This is a genomic window from Collinsella aerofaciens (assembly GCF_039836695.1).
In the GTDB taxonomy this organism is placed as follows: domain Bacteria; phylum Actinomycetota; class Coriobacteriia; order Coriobacteriales; family Coriobacteriaceae; genus Collinsella; species Collinsella aerofaciens_BD.
This window is the reverse complement of sequence record NZ_JBDPAC010000003.1, coordinates 187659-207732: the sequence shown is the minus strand read 5'-3', so window position 1 is coordinate 207732 and position 20074 is coordinate 187659. Positions and strand designations below refer to the sequence as shown.

Genomic DNA, 20074 nt, shown 5'->3' with positions numbered 1-20074 from the left:
TCGTCCAGAGCATGTCCAGGAAGGCGAACTGCATCGACAATGCCGCCACCGAGCAGCTCTTCGGCCACGTCAAGGACGAGTTCTACAGGGGCCGCGAGTGGAAGACGTTCGAGGATTTCAAACGCGACCTGGAGGAATACATAGTCCACTGGAACACGAGCCGGAGGCAGGTAAGATTGAAGGGCCTGACCCCGGAGGAGTTCCGGAATCAGGCCCTCGCGGCCTAGTCGCTATTTAGGGCGTCCAAGATTTGGGACGTAGTTCACACGGAGGTCGGGCTTTTTGCAAACGCCGACGTATTGACGAATTTGGAACTGCTGGAAATACGAAACTATGCCGGTTTACTACGATGAAATGAGAAATTCCAACTACGCCGGCTTTTCGCAAAAAAGTGCAAGGCATCTACCTGCGGTTTTAGTTCAACAAGTTTCGGAGTGATCGCGGTTGAGCGATTCATCGTAGTAAACCGCCACAGTTTTGGCGGAGGCAGTCAGATTTGTGGGTGTTAAACCAAAGATTGTCCCTTTTGACTAGTCGTTTAAGAACGTCCTCAATGACTAAGTTGCAGGTGGTTGCGGTTGTGTTACACTAACGCTGCGTATATGACGCAAATATCTCGATACAGATCAATGATGTCCGTCGGTATTTGACGGAGCTAGACTGTTTAGCCGCCCTGAAGGTTTATGCAGGGAGCATGTGATCACAGGGCTTGAAAAGAAAGTTGAGCAAACACTGTGTCTGATCAACAGCAAGAAAACGAAATAACGACGACGCAAGCCGCTCCCGCTGCACCGGTTGCGTTGGACCAGGTCGCGGCGCCCGCGCAAGCCTCGGCTCCTGAGACGCCTAAGGCTGCTTCGACGCCTACGCCTTCAGCGGCTGAGAAGGCCGTGCCTGCAACTGGTGAGGAGGCTGCTCCGGCAAAGCCCAAGCGTACGCGCCGCACGGCCAAGTCTGCTGCTGACGGCGAGGAGGTCACCAAGCCCAAGCGCCGTACCACGCGCACGACGCGCGTCAAGCGCACCGTTGCAGCTGACTCCTCGGAGCCGATTTCCGATGAGGTCGCGCAGGCGCGTGCGTTGGCGCAGATTAGCGAGGCTCAGGTGGTGCGCGCCCGCCGTCGTGCTGCCGAGCGCGAGGCCGCGGCTCTGACCGAGCTTGCAGCTCCGTCTGTGCCCGAGACACCTGCCGCCGACCTGCCGACCGAGAAGCCGGCAACGCGCACACGCCGTCGCACGGCTGTTAAGGCCGAGCAGGTTGCTGAACAGGTAACCCCCGAGCTCACTGAGGCTTCGTTCCGTTCCACGGCAGGGGAGGGCGCATCGCCTGCTGAGCACGCTGCGTCTGTCGAGGCCAGCGAAGTTCCCGTTGTCGATCCGGCTTTGCGCCCGCACCGTCGCGGTCGCAAGCCCAAGGCCTTCGTCGAGGCAGAGAAGGCCGCAGCCGCAGCCGCAGCTGCTCGGGATGCTGCGGCGACCGCCGAGTCTGCAACTGCTGCCGATGCACCCGTTCAGGATGCTACGACTTCCGAGGCCGCTCCCGCCGATGCCGAGCCCGCCGACGTCCGTCCTGGTCGCAGCCATCGTACTGCTGCTAAGCGCACGTCCAAGGCCAAGGCTGCCAAGAAGGGTGCGTCCGAGGATTCCGCCGAGACGACCGCCGATGCATCGACTGATGCCGCCGAGCCCCAAGACGTCGAACAGTCTGCGTTCGAGAAGCCCAAGCGCGGTCGTAAGAAGTCCGTTAAGGCCAAGGCGTCCGAGCAGCAGGCTGATGCCGAGCTGCAGGGCGATTCCAAGGCCGAGGCCAGCGATGATACTGCGGCTAACGCCGATGCCGCCGCAAACGATGGCGCCGCGCCCGCCGAGGGCGAAGACGGCACTCGTCCCAACCGTCGCCAGCACAAGCGCAACGACGTGCGCAATGAGCGCAAGGACGAGCGCAACAACGACCGTCGCAACCGCCAGCGCGATCGCAAACAGCGCAACAAGGAGCGCAACGCCGCTCCCACCGAACCCACGCTTTCGCGTGAGGAGCTCGCTGCCATGAAGGTCGCCGAACTGCGCGAGAAGGCCAAGGAGTTCGAGATCGAGACGACCGGCAAGAAGAAAGCCGAGCTCGTCGAGGAGATCTACGTCACCGCCGCGAAGGCCGAGGGCTTCCGCGATATCAAGGGCATTCTGCAGATTCGCCCGGACAGCTCCGGCATCATCCATGCCCACGGCTACATGAAGTCCAGCGACGACGCCTTTGTTCCCGCCTACCTCATCCGCTCCGCGCGTCTGCGCACGGGCGACGTCATCGAGGGCTCGCTGCGTCCTTCGCGCGGCGGCGACAAGCGCGCCGGCCTCGCCAAAATTACGACCGTCAACGGTCTGGACCCCGAGCAGATTCGCAACCGCCCCAAGTTCGGCGATCTCACCCCGGTCTATCCCAACGAGCCGCTGCGCATGGAGCACGGCAAGGACTCCATTACCGGTCGCGCCATCGACATCGTGTCGCCGATCGGCAAGGGTCAGCGTGGCCTGATCGTGTCTCCGCCCAAGGCCGGCAAGACCACGATCCTCAAGAAGATCTGCCAGTCTATCTCGATTAACAACCCCGAGGTGCATCTCATCTGCCTGCTCGTCGACGAGCGCCCCGAAGAGGTCACCGATATGCAGCGTTCCATCAAGGGCGAGGTTGTGGCGTCGACCTTCGATATGCCCGCCGACAACCACACTCGCGTGGCAGAGCTCGTCATCGAGCGCGCCAAGCGCATCGTGGAGCTGGGCGGCGATGTCGTGGTGGTGCTCGACTCCATCACGCGTCTTGCCCGCGCCTACAACTTGGCGGCGCCCGCCTCGGGCCGCATCCTTTCGGGCGGCGTCGATTCGGCGGCCCTGTATCCGCCCAAGCGCTTCCTGGGCGCAGCCCGTAATATCGAGAACGGTGGCTCGCTCACCATCCTGGCCTCTGCCCTCATCGACACCGGTTCCAAGATGGACGAGGTCATCTTTGAGGAGTTCAAGGGCACCGGCAACATGGAACTTAAGCTCGACCGCGACCTGGCCGATCGTCGCATCTTCCCGGCTATCGACCCCGTTGCCTCCGGTACGCGTAACGAGGACCTGTTGGTCGACGAGCAGATGCGTCCGTTTGTTTTTGGCCTGCGTCGCATTCTTGCCGGCATGAACAACACCGAGCGCGCAGCCGCATCGTTTATCAAGGGTCTTAAGGGCACCAACACCAACCAAGAGTTCCTGGTGCGTTCGGCCAAAAAGCACAGTGACTACGAGCAGACGTTCTAGGTTGTCATCCACGCGCAGCGATAGTCATCAATTCGATAAAGGGTCGGGGCTTTGAGCCTCGGCCCTTTTTCATATCGTCGCTCCGCGCTTATTTTTAACCATAAGACCGACGAGCAGCAGGTTTCCCGTTTCAATCCGACATCGTCGCTTGCAATCGACGGGGCGGTTTCGCATAATAGCTTTTAAGCTTCGCGACGGAAAACGCAGATGAAACGAACCATATACCGTTGCTTTGGGGCATAGCCCCGCTTCATCTTCTCTCGCGCAGCCAACTGAATGATGCGATTTGGGTGCTGGAAGATGGGGAGAGCTCATGGCTTCTTCTGATGCAACACAACGAGCAGTCCTTGCCGGACTTTCGTGCGGGATCGGCCTTGCCGCTCCCGTGGTTATGTATGCCGCGACGCTGCCGTTTTCGTCTGTGAACGAGACGGTCGTGGCGGGTGCGGTTCCCTTCGCCGTGGGCGCGGTGGCGGGCGTGGGTATCTATGCCGCCTCGCTGGGTATCTCCGAGTATCGTGCGCAGCGTGAAGAGCGTCTGTTCCAGCCCGATGCCATGGGCGGTGCCGCCAATCTCAATCAGCATCAAAGTGAGTTCAAGACCGCCTCGATTCCAGCTCAGCAGCAGGATGCGACTCCTTACGCTGTGGCTTCCGCTTCTCAGGCTCAGGCGGAGCAGTCTACCTCGGCATTCCTTTCCGGCCTGACTGGTGCGTTCCAGCGCCGTCATGCCGATGATGGTGTCCCTACCATCGCTCGAGCCGCAGATGCTATGGACGAGGCCGAGGCTTGGTCCATGATCGACAGTATGCTCGACGACGATTCGCCGGTGAGCTGCGACCCTGCACACTCGCGCGACGTCTATCAAGTCGCCATCGACGAGCTCACCAACGGCGGGCAGACCGGCTCCTTCAATCGCGACGACATCGCCGCCGCGGCACGCGCCGTGTCTGGCTCCCAGGCCGCCCCTGCGGGCAGCACGGCGGCTTTCGTGGCACTCGTCGCCAACGCGGCAGCCAATAACGCCTACAGCGCTACCTCGGCGGACGCGAACGCTTCTGCCGATAATTCGTACGTTGATGAAGCCATTACTGCGGACGAGGAGGCCGTTGCCGCCCGCCGTGCCGCCGAAAGCTCGCTGTGGGGCGCTCCTGCCCAGCAGCAGGCGGCTGAGGCTGCGCCGTACAATGCAAACCTCGCCAGCATGCCTATCATCTCCGGTGCCGCGGACATCGATCTCGATGACCTCGATGAGCCTGCAGCCATCACCGCATCTATTGAAGCCCAGGATCGCATCGACACCGGCGACCTTCCGGACGCCTCGCTCGAGGTTGATGTCCCCATGGCCGATTATTCGGGCCACGAGGACATGTGGGCCGCCGCCACCGCGATTCTGGATGAGATTGACGAGCCCGCTCCTGTTGTAGCGCCCGCTCCCGTCGCTGCCCCTCAGCCTGCTGCCCCCGCCTATGTCGGCCGTCACAGCGCTGTGTTCCCCGAGGATACCGCCCGCATCTCGCGCGAGAGCATCGAGCGGGCCGAGGCTATTGCCGCCGGCATTATGGAAAATCGTCGTCACGAGCGCGTCAATCAGATCCTCGAGGAAGAGATCGAGCGCCTGCAGTCCTCTACCGCCAAGCGTACGGGCCGTGCCTATCTGAGCGTTATCGAGGGCGGTACCGCCAGCTTTGCGCCGCTCCGCGCGGAGGCATAACTTCTGCATGGTTAAGATCAATCGAAAATGGGCGGTCGTGACCTGCCTGATGGCGCTCTTGATCTGGGGCAATTCGCTGGTTCCCGGCTCGGGGTCGGGCTCGCTGAGCCTAACGGTCATGGAAGCTATCCGCAGTTTCTTGCACGGCGTGGGACTTCCATATGAATGGGTGACCAATTTTGTTGTTCGCAAGTGCGCGCATTTTACCGAGTATATGGTGCTCGGCATCCTGGCAACGCACGCTTTTGATTTTGAGGGCCGGCGCACCTTTGACGTGCTGCTGCCCACGGCGGTGTTCCTGCTGCTGATTCCCTCGATCGACGAGACGATTCAGCTCTTTGTGCCGGGACGCGCCGGCATGATCACCGATGTGATGATCGACTGCTGTGGAGCGGCAACGGGCGTTGTGCTCCGATATCTCTTACGGTCGCTGATGTACGCCAAAAAAGCCGCCTAGGACGTATTGTTTGGTCCTAGGCGGCCTTTTTTATTTGAGGGCTTATATGGGGCGTGGTGGCGTCGTTCCGTAGGTTGGATTTGCCGAGCGCGCCACGCCCTGTGGGTGCGTCTGCTACTGAAGCGCCTGTGCGCCCAGGGCCAGGCAGCCCATGATGCCCTGCTTGCCCTCGAGGCTGTTGTTGACGATGTAGTTATCGATGTCGTTGACCTCGGGCGTGACGATATAGCCGTTGAGCATCTCGGCGCACTTCTTGCGTGCGAGCGGGACGATGGGGGTGTGGTCGGCCACGCCGCCGCCGATGATGATCTTTTGCGGCGCGTAGCACAGCGTGTAGGTCATGAGTGCCTGTGCCAGATAGCCGGCGAGCAGGTCCATGGCCTCCGGGTCATCGGCCATGTCTCCGGCGCTCTTGCCATCCCAGCGCTTTTTAACGCCGGGGCCGGCGATGAGGCCCTCGAGACAGTTGTCGTGGAAGGGGCAGGCGCTGTGCTCGCCAATGGTGTCGCGCGGGTCGCGCGTGACCAGGATATGGCCAGCCTCGGGATGCATCATGCCGTGCACGAGCTTACCGCCCGAGAGCACGCCGGCGCCCACGCCGGTACCGATGGTCAGGTAGACCACGTCGGTGAGGCCCTTGGCGCAACCAAACGTGACCTCGCCCAGGCAGGCGACGTTGACGTCGGTATCGTAGCCGCAGGGGATATTGAGCTCGTTTTGGATAGTGCCCAGCAGGTCAAAGTAGCGCCATGCCGTTTTGGGCGTCTCCAGGATCTTGCCGTATTGGGGCGAAGCGGGGTTGACTGCGGTGGGGCCAAATGCGCCGATGCCCAGCGCGGCGATGCCCTTGTCGGCAAACCATGCGTTGACGGCCTCAACGGTCTCCTGCGGGGTCGTGGTCGCGATCTGCTCGCGCTCTAGGACCGTACCGTCCGCATAGCCCGTGGCGCAGACCATCTTGGTGCCACCGGCCTCGAGCGCTCCGATAAGCTGCTGCTCTGCCATAGTATTCCTCTCTCTGGGACGAGTTGCTCCGTGACTAAAGTATAGAGCTCTAAACCATTTAAGAAAGCGCTATAGAAAGAAGCCTCGCAACGCGGCGGGCGGTGCGAGGCTTCTTTGGTTGCTTTAGTTGCCGGGCCGTCCTTACCCGCGCGGCTTGATTTTATCACGTAGCGACTTGAGGTTCTCCAGCGCCGCGTTAAGCGTCTCGTCTCGCTTGGCAAAGTGGAAACGAATCAGATGGTTGACGGGCTCGCGGAAGAAGCTCGAGCCGGGCACGGCGCCCACACCCACTTTAGACGCGAGGTCTTCACAGAACTCGAGGTCGCTGTCATAGCCAAACTCTGAGATGTCCATCATGACGTAGTAGGCGCCCTGCGGCACGTTGTGCTCAAGACCGATGCTGTCGAGTCCCTGGCAGAACAGGTCGCGTTTGGCGGTATAGAGGTCGAGGACCTCATCGTAATAGCTGTCGTCGAAATTGAGGGCGGTGACGACGGCTTCCTGCAGGGGGGCGGCGGCGCCCACGGTGAGAAAGTCGTGGACCTTTTTGATGCGCTCGGTGATTTCGGCAGGGGCGATAGTGTAGCCCAGACGCCAGCCGGTGATGGAGTAGGTCTTGGACAGCGAGCTGCAGCTGATGGTGCGCTCAAACATGCCGGGCAGCGTGGCCATATAGACGTGCTCGTGGGGCGCGTAGACGATGTGCTCGTAGACCTCGTCGGTGATGCAGTAGGTGTCGTACTTTTTGCAGAGATCGGCGATAAAGGTGAGCTCATCGCGTGTAAAGACCTTGCCGCAGGGGTTGGAAGGGTTGCACAGGACGATGGCCTTGGGGTCGTTGTCGCGGAAGGCCGCCTCGAGTGTCTCGCGGTCAAAGTCGAATGTGGGCGGGTTGAGCGGCACGTAGATGGGCTCGGCACCCGAAAGGATCGTGTCGGCGCCGTAGTTCTCGTAGAACGGCGAGAAGATGACGACCTTGTCGCCGGGGTTGGTGACCGTCATCATGGCGGCCATCATGGCCTCGGTGGAGCCGCAGGTGACTACGATATTCTCGTTGGGGTTCACCGGCATGCCCATAAAGTGCTCCTGTTTGGCGGCGAGCGCCTCGCGCATGGCCTGGGAGCCCCAGGTGATGGAGTACTGGTGGTAAAGCGGCTTGGGGTCGGTGGCGATGGTGCTGAGGCTATCGAGCAGCTGCGCCGGGGGATCGAAGTCGGGGAAGCCCTGCGAGAGATTGACAGCGCCGTACTTATTGGAGATGCGTGTCATGCGGCGGATGACGGAATCGGTAAACGTTGCCGTGCGATTGGAGAGTTCTTTCATGCTTGTCCTTTCGAACATCGGGGTGGGGCAAGTTTACTCCTATGAAACCGGTGGGATTTGCTCGAAATGGATCCGAAAAACTCTTTTCAAAATTCTTGAAAATTGGGGCTTGCATCGCATGGCGTTCCTTGCAATAATAGTCGAGCGCGAAGCGCACAGGACACGGTGGGTGTAGCTCAGTTGGCTAGAGCGACGGGTTGTGGTCCCGTAGGTCGAGGGTTCGAGTCCCTTTACCCACCCCAGTTCTTGCTTCGTGTTGATATCGGGTCGTTAGCTCAGTTGGTAGAGCAGGGGACTCTTAATCCCAAGGTCCAGGGTTCGACCCCCTGACGGCCCACCACACGATATCTCCTCTAAAGTCCGCCATAACGGACTTTAGCTTTGGGTCGTTAGCTCAGTTGGTAGAGCAGGGGACTCTTAATCCCAAGGTCCAGGGTTCGACCCCCTGACGGCCCACCAAAGCATGTTAAAGCGACTGGCTCAGGCTGGTCGCTTTTTTGTTGACCTCGCATGGGGTCGAACCCGAAAGGGCGCGGAGCTGAGGAAACGCGTAAGCGTTTGCCAGCGCAGCGCGCAAGGCGCAAAGCGCCGTAGCGGCCGCCTGCAAAGCAGGCTGACCCCCTGACGGCCCACCCAAAGCATGTTAAAGCGACTGGCTCAGGCTGGCCGCTTTTTTGTTGACCTTGCATGGGGCCGAACCCGAAAGGGCGCGGAGCTGAGGAAACTGCACCGTGATTCCCTTAGGGAAACACGGCTAAAGCCCCATAAACGTGCTCTCCTTATGAGAATTATGCTCACGGGGCTCGATGCATGTTGAGAAGTTGTGATCAAACTCAAAGTGAGAATCGATTTAGTCTGCTCGATAGTGCGAACCTAAGCTTGCAGTCCGCTTACGCATGGCTTTGACCATTTCCTGTGCTAGTTGAATCTGCGATTGCAGGCGGGCGAGGGCTGCGACTTCGCTGTCCTGGGCTTTCTGTGTGCTCAAGGTCGTTGCCTCTGTCTTCAAGCCCTCAAGCTCGTGTAGTGCCTCGGATAGGCCCGTCTCGGTGCGGTTGATCATGCAATAGGTGCTCATCGTGTGCTTAAGGCTGTGTGTCAGGTGTTCGGCATCTGTTGTGGCAATGCCGTAGTGGGGGAGGGCGATATCCGCCTTCAGGGCTGTCTCAGGCTCTTTCTGCGCTGCAAGGGCTGCCGATGCGCCCGCGATGCGTCCGAACACGATGCCGTTGGCGCTTGACAAGCCACCAATGCGGTCGGCGCCGTGCATGCCGCCTGTCGCCTCGCCGCAAGCGTAGAGGCCCTCAACGCCCGTGTGCGCGGTCTTATCGATCTTGATGCCGCCGTTAGCGGCGTGGGCATACATCGCAACGCGCATCTCGTCGGTCGGCGCGATGCCGTGCTCGTCTTGCAGCCAGGTGGCAAAGTTCTGCACAAACTCTGGGACATCCTCGCGGGGGAAGTCGTAGTGGAGTGCCAGGCCTTCGACACCTGCCTGATCGATGACGAGATCGATAGAGCGGGAGGCCAAGCGTGACGTGAAGGGACCATATCCAGAGCGCTGCTCGAGCAGGTCGTCCAGCTTGTCGTCGTCAATATCTACCGGCTGGTCTACGTGCACGTAGCGCCAGGTTTTCTCATTGAAGACCAAGTTACGCCTGGGCTCGATGAAGCCGGGCATCATCTGCATGAACTCTATATTAGTAAGTGTTGCGCCGTGCGCCAGTGCGATGGCCTGCGAGGAACTGAGCACATCAGCCGACGTAAGGCTGCGCTCGAACAGGCCGCCTGTGCCACCGGCTGCGATGACCGTGGCCTTGGCAGCAAAGGGCACGATTCGATTTTCGGTAAGGTCGTAGAGTACGGTTCCGGTTATTCTGCCGTTCGTGTCCTCAACAAGGTCGATAAGCTCATGGCGGGGGAGCAGGCGAATGCCGAGCGACTCGATCTGGGCCGTACACGCGTCCTCAAGGGGCTTGCGGGTGAGGCCGCGCCACATGCGCGTCTTGTGGTCAAAGCAGGGGATAAATTGCTTTTGCTGAGCACTCTCGGCGCTTTGCGGACGCTGGAGCTCAACGCCCAGGTCTTGCTCGAGCCAGTCAATCGCTTGGGGAATGCCGTGGACGAACGTTTGGACGAGTTCGGGGTCGGCAACGCCGCCGCCGACGGTCTGGATGGTGTCGATGAGGTCCTGCTCGTCGTCTTCGTCGACGGGACCGATGAGGCCGAGGCCCCAGGTACCCGGGAAGAAGCTCGATCCACTCATGGTCTTGCCGGCGCTTGCCACAGTGACGGTTGCACCCGTGCGTGCCGCTTCGATGGCGGCGCAAAGGCCCGCAATGCCAGCTCCAATTACCAGTACATCAGTCGATTCCATCGGATTCCTTTCTCGTCCGGCGCATTGTCGCACGGGTGATCGGCAATGGGGCCGCAAAGACCCGGCAAATCGGTAAAGGGCAAATATGGCAGGTGGGTGTCATGGACGCTCTGACGCTCCATCTCATCACATCTCGTATTTCGCCCCAACTGATATATCGGCATTAGCTACCCTGTGACAGCGCAAACAAAAAGAGCCGCTACCCGGGTGGGTAGCGGCTCCAAAGCTCAACTATATGAGCATCGCGCGGGCGCGATTAGGCCTTGAGAGCCTCCTCGACGGCGACAGCGCAGGCGACGGTGGCACCGACCATGGGGTTGTTGCCCATGCCGATGAGACCCATCATGTCAACGTGCGCAGGCACGGAGGAAGAACCGGCGAACTGGGCGTCGGAGTGCATACGGCCCATGGTGTCGGTCATGCCGTAAGAGGCAGGGCCGGCGCCCATGTTGTCCGGGTGCAGGGTACGACCAGTGCCGCCACCAGAAGCGACGGAGAAGTACTTCTTGCCAGCCTCGAGGCGCTCCTTCTTGTAGGTGCCAGCGACGGGGTGCTGGAAGCGCGTGGGGTTGGTGGAGTTACCGGTGATCGAGATGTCGACGTTCTCGTGCCACATGATGGCAACGCCCTCGCGGACGTCGTCGGCGCCGTAGCAGTTGACGGCGGCGCGGGGACCATCGGAGTAGGGGATGGTCTCGACGACCTTGAGCTCGCCCGTGAAGTAGTCGAACTGGGTCTTCACGTAGGTGAAGCCGTTGATGCGGGCGATGATCTGAGCAGCGTCCTTGCCCAGACCGTTGAGGATGACGCGCAGCGGCTTCTTGCGAGCCTTGTTGGCGTTCAGAGCCAGGCCGATAGCACCCTCAGCGGCAGCGAAGGACTCGTGACCGGCCAGGAAGGCGAAGCACTCGGTGTCGTCGGAGAGCAGCATAGCGCCCAGGTTGCCGTGGCCCAGACCGACCTTGCGGTCCTCGGCGACGGAGCCGGGAACGGTGAAGGCCTGGATGCCCTCGCCGATGATGGCGGCAGCCTCAGAAGCGGACTTGGCGCCACGCTTGACAGCGAGAGCGCAACCGAGGGTGTAGGCCCACTCGGCATTCTGGAAGGCGATGGACTGGGTGTTGTTGACGATCTCACGCGGGTTGAAGCCCTTGTCGGTGCAGATCTGCAGAGCTTCCTCGAGGGAGGCGATGCCGTTGTCGGCGAGGCACTTGTTGATCTTGTCAGCGCGGCGCTCGTAACCTTCGAACGTAACAGTCATAGTTATTTCCCTCCCTTTCTACTCGTGAACCGGGAACACGCTGGCGACGGAGTGAGTCTCCTCGTCGGTGCGCGGGTCGATGTACTTGGCAGCGTTCTCCCACTGACCATAGTGGCCCATAGCGCCAGCGATGGCCTCCTCGGGGGTCTTGCCGGCCTTGACGGCGTCGGTGAACTTGCCGAGGTTCAGGAACTCGAATGCGATGATCTCGTTCTTGTCGTTGAGAGCCATGCGGGTGACGTAGCCCTGAGCGAGCTCGAGGTAACGAGCGCCCTTGGCCTTGGTGCCGAACATGGTGCCGACCTGAGAGCGAAGGCCCTTGCCGAGGTCGTCGAGGGAGGCGCCCACGGGCAGGCCGCCCTCGGAGAACGCGGTCTGGCTGCGGCCGTAAACGATCTGCAGGAAGATCTCGCGCATAGCAACGTTGATGGCGTCGCAGACGAGGTCGGTGTTGAGGGCCTCGAGGATGGTCTTACCGGGAAGGATCTCGGAAGCCATGGCGGCAGAGTGGGTCATGCCCGAGCAGCCGATGGTCTCAACGAGGGCCTCCTCGATGATGCCGTCCTTGACGTTCAGCGTGAGCTTGCAGGCGCCCTGCTGAGGTGCGCACCAACCCACACCGTGCGTAAGACCGGAGATGTCGGAAATCTCCTTAGCCTGGACCCACTTGCCCTCCTCGGGGATGGGTGCGGGGCCGTGGTATGCACCCTTGGCAACGGGGCACATGTTCTCCACTTCCTGTGAGTACTGCATGCCTCTCCTCTCTATCGTGTTGGCGTCCCGTCTGGGGGCCGTGGCTGGCGATTGCCGGGCGACCCTTCGAAAGGGACATGACATGCAGCCCCTATAATACCGCGAAATGCACGGAATATTCGGCGAACGGCTCAGTTTTCGTAGCGAGAAGTCCTGAAGTTTTTAATTGAAACGGTTTAACTCTATGTTCTGTGGTCGTGAGCTTCCGTAGAGGGGGTCCGTCTTGGGCAAGCTTTTGGTCCGCTCTTGCAAGCGTTGCAGTGGTTGACCTGTTGCAACGGTGCCGTTCGCCGCCTGTTTGCTGCCTTTGGCCGCGCGAGTGTATTGTTTTGCGTGAATGTTTTGATGGCACGCTTCAATCGTGCTGTATTGGATGGTAAGCAGATCCCGGCGAAGGGAGCGCCATGCAGCGCGTTTGGAGAACGGTTACCGGCTTTTACCATGTCTGTGCTCGCGGTGTGGGCAAACAGCTCATCTTTGAGGGCGATGAAGACCGGTGGGAGTTTTTGGAGCTGATGCGCGAGTGCTGCTGCGAGGAGGGTGTGACGGTTATCGCCTGGTGCCTTATGGACAATCACGTGCATTTGGTGCTTACAGATTACGAGGACAGGATGAGCGCGGCGATGCACCGGTTGCTTTTGACGTACGCGCGGCGGTTCAATAAACGCACGGGGCGCACGGGGCATCTGTTCCAGAACCGTTTTGACCGGCGCTCGCTCGATACCGACTGGCAGGTGATGGAGGCTATTCGCTCCGTTCACGCCGATCCGCAGGAGGCGGGCATGAGCCTAATCGAGCGTTACCCCTGGAGCAGCTTTGCGGAGCATCTGCGCGCTTACGACAGTGATGCGGCAGATGCCACGAGGGGATTTTCCGATCCTTCTTGCGTGCTTGAGCTTTTTGGCTCTGCCGAGGGCTTTATTGCCTATTCGCTTTCGACGCCCGTCGGCAGTGAGTCAGCGCTGTGCGATATGAAAGAGACGAAGTGGGAACGCCACGCCTTTGCCGACAAGATGGCGAAGGAACTCGGGGTTCCGCTTCGCGGGGTTAAAGCCGCACCACCGACGCAACGCGATACCGTTATTGTTGGATTGAACAATGCCGGCTTTACGGTGCGCCAGATTGAGCGGTATACCGGGATTGGCAAAAGTACCGTCTCTCGTATCGTGCGCGCCCGCGCGCGAACGGCGATGCGGGCTGGCGGAAACGTGATGTAAGGTCGCCTGTTCACCGCAGCTGGGGTCGTCCATACGCCGCAACCAGCGTTCAAAAGCTTGGTACGATAACTGCACTTCTTAATATGCATAGAACAATCGCCATCTTGCATAAATTAACGACTCAGTCCGGGTTTGCCCGTGCCTACCCCCGTCTGCGCCGTGCAAAAAACGGAGTTTTCAGCATCGTAGTGCTGTCGGCACCGCTGCAATCTTGCAACATACGGGTTCCGAAGCTATTGATCCCCGCCGTTGCGCCCCCGAAGCACGTGCCTGCGTCCCGTCAGACCGCGATGCTTGTTCTAAAACACAATATATATGCGCCTTAAGACGTTGATTAACGCTTTCGATGCGTATACACACAGCTTGGCGTGCTGAATACTCGCAAAAATGCACGCCGCTCCCTATGGGACCCGCCTGCGGTAGGCGCGAAGCGAGTCGGAGCTTCGCAGAACGGGGCTTGGCGCATTGCTTGGCGGGCCCGGGGTCCTGCCGCAGGCCTTTGGTGCTGTGGAAAACGCCCGTGTTCGTGTCTGGCTGTGTGGCAAATGTCAGACGGGGCGCCGGACGCGCGGACTTTGTGCGTTCGCGCTCATTAGGTAAAAACAGAGCCGCCCGTATCGGGCGGCTCGGCAATCAAAAACCTTGGATTCGGGGCATAAGCTACTGGTTTGTTTGCCCCTCGAGCATGCCGTCGAGGGTGCGCCAGGCGAGCTCGGCGCATTTGACGCGGGCGGGCATGTGCGAGATGTCCTGGAGCTGGGCGGCCTCGTCCAGGTCTTCCAGGTCTTCCTCGGAGAGCTGCTCGCCACGGATCATGGCGAGGAAAAGCCCTGCCAGACGACGTGCTTCCTCGACCGTCTCGCCGGTGATGAGGTCGGCCATGATATCGGCGCTGGCCTGGCTGATAGCGCAGCCGTGACCGGTAAAGGAGGCCTCCTCGATCACGTTGTTCTCGACACGCAGCTGCAGAGTGAGCTCATCGCCGCAGCTGGGGTTGATGCCGTCGTGCTCGTGCGTGGGGGCATCCATCTCGTACTTGTAGTCGGGGTGCGAGTTGTGCTCCATAAATGTGGTGGAGGTGTACAGATTACCCATTGAACGTGCTCCAAACGTGATGCAGGCTGGCGATGAACTTGTCGATGTCGGCCTTGTCGTTGTAGAAGGCCACGCTGGCGCGGCAGCAGGCGAGGTTCTCGACGCCCAGCCAGGTGAGCAGCGGCTGTGCACAGTGGTGACCGGCGCGAATGCAGACGCCGTCCATGTCCATGATGCTCGCGACGTCGTGCGGGTGGATGCCCTTGACGTTAAAGCTCACGACGCCGTGGTGGTTATCCCAATAGATGGAGCCGATGATCTGGACAAAGTCGAGCTGCATGAGTTCGCCCATCAGATAGTGGACGAGTGCCTGCTCGCGGGCCTGGATGTTCTCGTAGCCCACCGTGTTGACCAGGTAATCAAGGGCGGCACCCGTGGCGAAGATGCCGGCGGCGTCCTGCGTGCCGGCCTCGAATTTCTCGGGAACGGGCGCCCAGACGGCGTCCTGCTCGGTAACAGAGTCGATCATCTCGCCACCGGTGAGCATGGGCGGCATGGCGTTCAGCAGGTCCATCTTGCCCCACAGCACGCCGATGCCCATGGGGCCCATGGCCTTGTGTGCGCTAAAGGCAAAGAAGTCGGCGCCCAGGTCGGCCATATCGACCGGCATGTGCGGCAGCGACTGCGCACCGTCGACGACCAGATAGCCGCCGTACTTGTGCACGAGCTTGCCGAGGTTCTTGACCGGGTTCTCGACGCCTAGCACGTTGGAGACCTGACCCACGGCCAGGATCTTGGTCTTGGGTCCCACCTTGGCCAGAACCTCCTCGGTGGTGAGCTGGCCGGTCTTGGTGGGATAGAGGTAGACGAGCTTGGCGCCGGTCTCGCGGCAGACCTGCTGCCACGGAATCAGGTTGGAGTGGTGCTCCATGATGGTGATGACGACCTCGTCACCGGGCTCGAGCACCGTGGGTACAAAGCTCTTGGCGACCAGGTTGAGCGACTCGCTCGTGTTGCGGGTGAAGACGACCTCGTTGGCCTGTGAGGCACCGATGAGGTCGGCGATCTGCTGGCGGACTTTCGCGATGGCGTCGGTGGCCTCGACAGACAGCGAGTACAGGCCACGCAGGGGGTTGGCGTTCATGCGCTGATAGAAGTCGCGCTCGGCGTCGAGCACACAGGCAGGGCGCTGCGCGGTGGCGGCGCTATCGAGGAAGGCGATCTCGGGGTGCTGCTGGAAGAGCGGGAACTGCGCCTTGTAGGGGTTGGTCTCGATGTCTACGGTGGGCCAGCCGCGCGAAGCCTCGTCGCTGGCGTCGAGCTCCATGGGCTCGGGGGCAGTGCAGGTATCGCATTTAACGTGCTCGGTGTCGATCATGCGAGCTCCTCTTCAAAGTTGTCGATCAGGTTGTTGCCCAGGCGGACGACGGCGGCGCGGGTGCGCTCGTCGGTGGCGGAAAGCGCGGCGTCGTCCAGCTTGGCGCGGATGAACAGGTCCTCGGCGGCATTTTGGTCAAGGCCGCGGCAGGCGAGGTAGAACAGCTGCTCGTCGCGGACGTGACCGATGGTGGCGCCGTGGTTGCCGGCGACGTCGTCCTCGTCGCACAGGATGACGGGGACGGTCTTGTTGTCGACCCCCTTGTTGGCCAAAAGCACGGTCTCGCGTTCGGTGCCGGTTGCGCCCTTGCAGCCGTGCACGAGGTCGATGGTGCCGCGGTAGACCTTCTTGGACGTGCCAGTCAGCACGCCGTTGGCGTCGATCTCGCACTCGGTCTTACGACCGCGGTGGCGCAGCTCGTAGTTAAAGTCGCGCACCTGTTCGCGGGCGCCCAGGTAATCGGTATCGATGGTCACCTTGGCGGTGTCGCCCAGCAGGTCGCCGGCGAGGCCGGTGGCGCTGGCACCGGCACCCAGGACGGTGTGCTGCACGTTGACGCGCGCGCCCTCGTCTAGGAATAGACCTGTGTCATCGAGTGCGATCCAGCTGTCATCGAGCGTCTGCGTGCAGGTTACGTTGACGGTGGCGTACTCGTAAGCGCACACGCGTAGCACAGAGCCCACGACGCCCTCGCCGGCAACGGGGGAGTCCAGGGCGATCTGCAGGTCGAGCGTCGACTGGGGACGGACGACGACGTCGATGGCGGCGATGGCCGCGGCGGCATCGACACCGCTCACACGCACGGTAACCGTGGCGTGCTTGTATGCGGGCACATCGATGACGATGCGCTTGGTGGCGTGGTCGGCCAAGTAGGTGTAGGCAGCCTCGCCCATGCCGGTCTCGAAGGCTTCAGCAGGGGAGAGCTCCTCCTCGAGCTTGATGGCACCGGCCTGGTAGATGGAGGTGGCGGGCACGTCAAGCTCGGTCTCGGGCGTGATGCGGGCGCGGTCGGCGGCGTCGCCGGGGGCGGAGGCGCGGCGCCCGGGGAAGCGCTCGGCCATGGCGTCCATGGCGGCGTCGAACGCGTCTGCCACGCCGGTAAACTGCTCGTCCAAGCCCTCGACCTCAATGGTCTCGGTGGGAGCGGCGGCAAGCTCGTCAGAGAGCTCGAGCTTGGTCTGATTCATCTTCAGCCAGCCCCAAGTGGCAGCCGGCATCGCGTTGACCTGCTCGAGCGTGGTAGCAGCGGTGTTGGTTTCCTGTTTCATTATCCGATCGCTCCTTCCATCTCGAGCTTAATCAGGTTGTTCATCTCGACGGCGTACTCCAGCGGCAACTCCTTGGAGACCGGGTTGGCAAAGCCGTTGACGATCATGGTGCGGGCCTCTTCCTCCGAGATGCCGCGGCTCATCAGGTAGAACACCTTGTCGTCGCCGATACGACCGATGGTGGCCTCGTGGCCGATGTCGACGTTCTTGGCGCGGATGTCCATGGCCGGAATAGTGTCGGAGCGGCTCTGGTCGTCGAGCATCAGCGACTGGCAGCTCACGGTTGCCTTGGAGCCCTCGGCCTTGGGCGTGGCCACGATAGAGCTGCGGAAGGTCTGGATGCCGCCGCTCTTGGAGATGCCCTTGGTCTCGACGGTCGCCGAGGTCTCGGGCGCGTTGAGTACGACCTTGCAGCCGGTATCGAGGTTCTGGCCGGCGCCGGCAAAGGTGATGCCGGTAAAGCTCGAACGGGCGCGGCGGCCGTTGAGCACGCTCATGGGATAGAGGTAGCCCACGTGGCTGCCGAAGGAGCCACTGATCCACTCGATGTCGCCGTCCTCGTCCACGCGCGCACGCTTGGTGTTGAGGTTGTACATGTTCTTGGACCAGTTCTCGATGGTCGAGTAGCGCAGGTGTGCGCGTTTGCCCACAAAGAGCTCGACGGCGCCGGCGTGGAGGTTGGCTACGTTGTACTTGGGCGCGGAGCAACCCTCGATAAAGTGCAGGTCGGCGTCGTCCTCGACGATGATGAGCGTGTGCTCAAACTGGCCGGCGCCCTTGGCGTTAAGACGGAAGTAGCTCTGCAGCGGGAAGTCGAGCTTGGTGCCCTTGGGCACGTAGACAAACGAGCCGCCCGACCATACGGCGCCGTGCAGGGCCGCAAACTTGTGGTCGGTGGGCGGGATGAGCGTCATAAACTTCTCGTGGATGAGCGGTTCCCACTGCGGGTCGTGCAGGGCCTCCTCGATGCCGGAGTAGACGATGCCCATCTTGGACGCGGTGTCCTGCATGTTGTGGTAGACCAGCTCGGAGTCGTACTGCGCGCCGACGCCTGCCAGGTAGCTGCGCTCGGCCTCGGGGATGCCCAGGCGCTCAAAGGTGTTCTTGATGTCGTCGGGCACCGACTCCCAGTCGTGTTTTTGGTCGGTGTTGGGCTTGACGTAGGTGACGATGTTGTCCATGTCCAAGCCCTCGATGGAGGGGCCCCACGTCGGATCCGGGAAGCGGTTGAAAATCTCGAGGGACTTGAGGCGCAGGTCGAGCATCCACTGTGGCTCGTCCTTCTTGGCGCTGATCTCGCGCACGATGTCGGGCGTGATGCCGGCGTCGAGGCGCTCGAATCCCTCCTCGCCATAGGTGAAGTCGTAGAGGCTGCGGTCGATGTCCGCGACCTCGGTGCGGTTCTTGGTCATTGCGTCGCCCCTTTACGCCTGCTGCTCGGAAGCGGCGGCTTCGGCCTGGGCGCGCTGCTCGGCGGCCTCGCGCTCGAAGGTCTCAAAACCGTTCTTGTCGATCCAGGGAATGAGCGAGGCGTCGTCCTCGCGTACGATGTGGCCCTTGACCATAACGTGGACGCGGTCGACATCCAGGTGCTCCAGGATGCGCGTGTTGTGCGTGATGATGAGCATGGAGCCGTCGCAACTCTTGCGGTAGGCGTCCATGCCGTGGCTGACGGTTGACAGGGCGTCGACGTCCAGGCCTGAGTCGGTTTCGTCCAGGATGGCGAGCTTGGGCTGCAGCAGCAAAAGCTGGAGCATCTCGACCTTCTTCTTCTCGCCGCCCGAGAAGCCCACGCCCAGCTCACGGTTGAGGTAGGCGGTATCCATGTTGAGCTCGGCCGCGAGCTCCTTGACGCGACGGCGGAACTCCTTGCCCTTCATCTCCAGGCCGGGACGGCCGGCGATGCTGGCACGCAAAAAGCTCGACAGCGGCACGCCCGGGATCTCGACCGGAGCCTGGAAGCTCAGGAACAGGCCGGCGCGCGAGCGCTTGTCGGTGGTGAGCTCGGTGATGTCCCGGCCGTCAAAGACGATGCGGCCGTCGTTGACCGTGTAGACGGGGTCGCCCATGACCAGGTGGCCGAGGGTGGACTTGCCGGCGCCGTTGGGGCCCATCAGCACGTGGGTCTCGCCGGCGGCGACGTTGAGGTTGACATTGTGGAGGATGGTCTTCTCGTCCACGGAGGCGGTCAGACCCTCGATGGAAAGCAGCGGATTTGCGCTCATGCTGTCCCTCTCTGTATATGGTGTACTCATAGGTGTACTAAACCCTAGGAATCTTCTCGGAATAAAGTTACTATGGGTTCGGCGTTAGTCAAGGGAAAACCCGACTAATTCACTCGACTTTTTAGATGCGTGACATAATAATCAGGATTGTTTGCCCCGCGCGCATAAGATTTGGGACAAACAAGCCTGGTATTTTGTCCCAGGAACAACGGGAGGGTAGGTATGCTCATTTCTTCCAAGGGCCGCTATGCCCTCCGGTTAATGATCTATATCGCGGCGCTGGGCGACGCCGAGGGCAAGATTGCCTTGCGCGAGGTTGCCGACCGCGAGCATATCTCGCAAAAGTATCTGGAGCAGCTGGTTCGTCCGCTTATGAAGGCGGGCCTGCTTAAGAGCGTGCGCGGCAAGGGCGGCGGCTACATGATGGCCAAGGACCCGGCCGAGGTGCGCGCCGGCGACATCCTGCGTGCCGTTGAGGGCAGCACGGCTCCGGTGGCGTGCGATGGCATCGACAACAGCTGCGCCCGCAGCGACCTGTGTTCCACCGTCAAGTTCTGGCGCGGCCTGGACGAGGTCATCGAGAACTATGTTGACGGCGTGACGTTGGCCGACCTGGCCGCCGTCCCCGAGATCAACTTCGACATTAAGCTGTAGGTTGACCGCAATTCCTTAAGAATTCGCGGAGGGTTGTTGCCGTTTACCGAGGGGTTGTTGTGTAACAACGGGCGAGCTGCAATACTTATTTTTATCTTTGCAAACTGCACTTTAACT

The 20074-nt window shown here is 61.2% G+C and carries 16 protein-coding genes and 3 tRNA genes; 9 read left to right on the top strand and 10 right to left on the bottom strand.

Annotated features, from left to right (window positions below):
- The 4 genes from ABG996_RS03105 to ABG996_RS03090 all read left to right on the top strand — a co-directional run.
- Positions 1 to 227: IS3 family transposase (locus tag ABG996_RS03105; protein WP_347500966.1), on the top strand; the 227-nt coding region annotated here is incomplete at its 5' end.
- 507 nt (positions 228 to 734) lie between these two features.
- Positions 735 to 3290, top strand: a complete 2556-nt coding sequence (gene rho / locus ABG996_RS03100; protein ID WP_347479439.1) for a transcription termination factor Rho — start codon at positions 735 to 737, stop codon at positions 3288 to 3290.
- Positions 3291 to 3603: 313 nt separating this feature from the next.
- A complete protein-coding gene (locus tag ABG996_RS03095; protein ID WP_347479437.1) occupies positions 3604 to 5004 on the top strand; it encodes a hypothetical protein in 1401 nt (466 codons plus the stop codon).
- 7 nt (positions 5005 to 5011) lie between these two features.
- A complete protein-coding gene (locus tag ABG996_RS03090) occupies positions 5012 to 5461 on the top strand; it encodes a VanZ family protein (RefSeq protein WP_347479435.1) in 450 nt (149 codons plus the stop codon).
- Between the two features lie 114 nt (positions 5462 to 5575).
- Here ABG996_RS03090 and ABG996_RS03085 read toward each other — a convergent pair whose 3' ends face one another.
- Positions 5576 to 6466 carry an ROK family protein gene (locus ABG996_RS03085; protein ID WP_117746673.1) on the bottom strand — a complete coding sequence of 297 codons (891 nt, stop codon included), beginning with the start codon at positions 6464 to 6466 and terminating at the stop codon, positions 5576 to 5578.
- Between the two features lie 141 nt (positions 6467 to 6607).
- The gene (locus tag ABG996_RS03080; RefSeq protein WP_347479431.1) at positions 6608 to 7789 is read right to left on the bottom strand and encodes a pyridoxal phosphate-dependent aminotransferase; all 1182 of its coding nucleotides are present in this window, start codon (positions 7787 to 7789) and stop codon (positions 6608 to 6610) included.
- 165 nt (positions 7790 to 7954) lie between these two features.
- Between ABG996_RS03080 and ABG996_RS03075 the strand changes: the two genes are divergently transcribed.
- The 3 genes from ABG996_RS03075 (at position 7955) to ABG996_RS03065 (ending at position 8248) form a co-directional block, all read left to right on the top strand.
- Positions 7955 to 8031 (top strand) — tRNA-His (locus ABG996_RS03075).
- A gap of 22 nt (positions 8032 to 8053) precedes the next feature.
- A tRNA-Lys gene (locus ABG996_RS03070) sits at positions 8054 to 8129 on the top strand.
- A 43-nt stretch (positions 8130 to 8172) separates the two neighbouring features.
- Positions 8173 to 8248: transfer RNA gene (locus tag ABG996_RS03065), tRNA-Lys, on the top strand.
- Positions 8249 to 8639: 391 nt separating this feature from the next.
- Here the strand turns inward: ABG996_RS03065 and ABG996_RS03060 are convergent.
- The 3 genes from ABG996_RS03060 to ABG996_RS03050 all read right to left on the bottom strand — a co-directional run bounded on the left by ABG996_RS03060 (position 8640) and on the right by ABG996_RS03050 (position 12180).
- Complete coding sequence (locus ABG996_RS03060) at positions 8640 to 10166, bottom strand: FAD-dependent oxidoreductase (protein WP_347479429.1); 1527 nt, start codon at positions 10164 to 10166, stop codon at positions 8640 to 8642.
- Between the two features lie 256 nt (positions 10167 to 10422).
- Positions 10423 to 11427, bottom strand: coding sequence for a GGGtGRT protein (locus ABG996_RS03055; RefSeq protein WP_006235553.1), 1005 nt, complete (start codon positions 11425 to 11427; stop codon positions 10423 to 10425).
- A gap of 18 nt (positions 11428 to 11445) precedes the next feature.
- On the bottom strand, positions 11446 to 12180 hold the full coding sequence (locus ABG996_RS03050) for an iron-sulfur cluster assembly scaffold protein (RefSeq protein WP_006235554.1): 735 nt from the start codon (positions 12178 to 12180) through the stop codon (positions 11446 to 11448).
- Positions 12181 to 12584: 404 nt separating this feature from the next.
- Between ABG996_RS03050 and ABG996_RS03045 the strand changes: the two genes are divergently transcribed.
- Positions 12585 to 13397 carry a transposase gene (locus ABG996_RS03045; protein WP_347479426.1) on the top strand — a complete coding sequence of 271 codons (813 nt, stop codon included), beginning with the start codon at positions 12585 to 12587 and terminating at the stop codon, positions 13395 to 13397.
- Positions 13398 to 14057: 660 nt separating this feature from the next.
- On the opposite strand, the gene sufU is transcribed toward ABG996_RS03045, so the two are convergent.
- The 5 genes from sufU to sufC are packed head-to-tail and all read right to left on the bottom strand — an operon-like array spanning position 14058 to position 19303.
- Positions 14058 to 14492: a Fe-S cluster assembly sulfur transfer protein SufU gene (gene sufU, locus ABG996_RS03040; protein WP_347479424.1), complete on the bottom strand. Its 435-nt coding sequence runs from the start codon at positions 14490 to 14492 to the stop codon at positions 14058 to 14060.
- Complete coding sequence (locus ABG996_RS03035; RefSeq protein WP_347479422.1) at positions 14485 to 15810, bottom strand: aminotransferase class V-fold PLP-dependent enzyme; 1326 nt, start codon at positions 15808 to 15810, stop codon at positions 14485 to 14487. Before ABG996_RS03035 ends, sufU begins: the two co-directional genes overlap by 8 nt.
- Entirely contained in the window at positions 15807 to 17078 is a 1272-nt protein-coding gene (locus ABG996_RS03030) for a SufB/SufD family protein (protein WP_347479421.1), read from the bottom strand. Before ABG996_RS03030 ends, ABG996_RS03035 begins: the two co-directional genes overlap by 4 nt.
- On the bottom strand, positions 17078 to 18490 hold the full coding sequence (gene sufB, locus ABG996_RS03025) for a Fe-S cluster assembly protein SufB (protein ID WP_022094821.1): 1413 nt from the start codon (positions 18488 to 18490) through the stop codon (positions 17078 to 17080). Before sufB ends, ABG996_RS03030 begins: the two co-directional genes overlap by 1 nt.
- 12 nt (positions 18491 to 18502) lie before the next feature.
- Positions 18503 to 19303, bottom strand: a complete 801-nt coding sequence (sufC, locus tag ABG996_RS03020) for a Fe-S cluster assembly ATPase SufC (RefSeq protein WP_347479419.1) — start codon at positions 19301 to 19303, stop codon at positions 18503 to 18505.
- Between the two features lie 222 nt (positions 19304 to 19525).
- Between sufC and ABG996_RS03015 the strand changes: the two genes are divergently transcribed.
- Entirely contained in the window at positions 19526 to 19957 is a 432-nt protein-coding gene (locus tag ABG996_RS03015; RefSeq protein ID WP_022094822.1) for an RrF2 family transcriptional regulator, read from the top strand.
- The last annotated feature ends 117 nt before the right edge of the window (positions 19958 to 20074 follow it).